At 53.4% G+C, this 1649-nt stretch carries 1 protein-coding gene and 2 pseudogenes; all 3 read left to right on the top strand.

What is annotated here, in order from left to right; all coding sequences use genetic code 11:
- Positions 1 to 229 (top strand): annotated as a pseudogene (locus tag FKW31_RS13110) (hypothetical protein); the annotation flags it as partial.
- A 270-nt stretch (positions 230 to 499) separates the two neighbouring features.
- The gene (locus FKW31_RS13105; RefSeq protein WP_238332837.1) at positions 500 to 1468 is read left to right on the top strand and encodes an RNase A-like domain-containing protein; all 969 of its coding nucleotides are present in this window, start codon (positions 500 to 502) and stop codon (positions 1466 to 1468) included.
- Positions 1437 to 1649, top strand: a pseudogene (locus FKW31_RS13100) (hypothetical protein); the annotation flags it as partial. The gene FKW31_RS13105 and the pseudogene FKW31_RS13100, both read left to right, overlap by 32 nt.

The following is a 1649-nucleotide window of genomic DNA, read 5'->3' as shown; positions in this document are numbered from 1 at the left end:
TTTCCTGTCGTTCAAGCAGCAGGCAGTCAACGAATTAAGGACGTTACTGGCGTATAGCGATGTAGATCTCGATCGTGTCAGTTGGGCTGTTCTTGGTATGAACCCCATGGCGGATATTGAAGAACCACCCAACTGGGGCAGTTTTCCAAGCCTGCGGGCATTCTGGTCAGCCGTTCTACACGCTTTTGAAAATGACCCCGAAGTGCGGGCGGGAAAAGAAATTGACCCCCGACATGTAAGAACGGAGTATTTGCTAACACGGAATACAGGAATGTCTGTTTTGACGCGTTGGTTTTTTTATCTGGTATTCGCGCGTAGTTTTTACCATATATTCAATATAGTTCGAACAATGATATTCACTAACCCGAACTTTCCCACAAAACCATGATCCTCCTAAAAAGCGCTATGGCATAGGCCACGGCGCGGATCACCCGTGTGACACGTCAAGCCCGCCCTCATCGGCGGGCTTTTTTTTGTGTCTGCGTTTTCAGGGCACGCCATGTCGAATACCAACCAACATCCCGCCCTGACATTTGTCATGAGCGAACATCAGCTTGTCAGCATCCTCAGACGTCACCTGCCAAGCCAGAAAACAATCAACCGGGCCGAAGGTCTGGCCATGATCGGCTTCGGGGCTGCGGAAATGGCCGGAGCCACTGGCCTTCTAGCCGCCCCTGAACCGGCGCTCAGCAAAGTGGGCGGCATTACGCTTGCCGCCCACGGTGCTGACATGATGGCCGCTGGACGGCGTGCATGGAACACTGGCACACCTCCACAAACCCAGACCGAACGCACGGTCCGCGCCGCAGCTCTGAGAGCACATGCATCCCCCGCAGTTGCGGGTCTGGTAGGTGCGGCTGCGGACGCCCTGATCCCCAGTGGCCTGCTGTATAGGGCCGGGTCTTTCGCGGCAACACGCGCCATTCGCGTAGCCTCAGCAGATGCAAGTCGGCTAACCTTCCGGCAGGCCGATATCACGACGGAGCACTTTCACCGGCCTTCGACCTACTCCCCACAACCACCAAGACCACCCACCGACCGGAACCTCCTCTTACCCCATCGACAGAAGCGGCTCGATCTCGACCACCATGAGGCCCCGCCACATAATCGCAAGGCAGGGGGGCATGTTTTGCTCAAGCACGTCGATCCAACCGACGAATATATCGAACGCCGGTTTACGAAGGAAAAACAGTCTATTGTTTCATTCTTCACATCGAAGGAAGACGCCGAACGCGCTATTCACAAAGCGCTCAAGGATAACAGCTCCAAGATTGATCACTGGCGCAAGAACGCCAAAGATGGAAATAAAATCTTCCTTGACGGATATACCTCAGGAAGGGGAACTGTCGTCATCGAGAGTGCCAATCGGCAGCGCAAGACTGCGCGGCACATTCAAGTTACAATTGTCAAAAAAGTACACAATGGAATGAGTTACTATGTCCAAACTGTTAAACTATACCACTCGTGATATTCTCAACATGTTTCCGCGTCTCACTAATCTGGGCGCCAGCTCGTTTGGTGAGGATCCTGAGCTCTTTGGCGATACGCTGTTCGAGGTAATTGAAGATGCGCCGCGGGGTCATTTCCTGTCGTTCAAGCAGCAGGCAGTCAACGAATTAAGGACGTTACTGGCGTATAGCGATGTAGAT

The sequence above is a fragment of the Acetobacter sp. DmW_136 genome (genome assembly GCF_008690365.1).
GTDB classification, from domain to species: domain Bacteria; phylum Pseudomonadota; class Alphaproteobacteria; order Acetobacterales; family Acetobacteraceae; genus Acetobacter; species Acetobacter oryzifermentans.
This window is presented reverse-complemented; position numbering and strand designations above follow the sequence as displayed.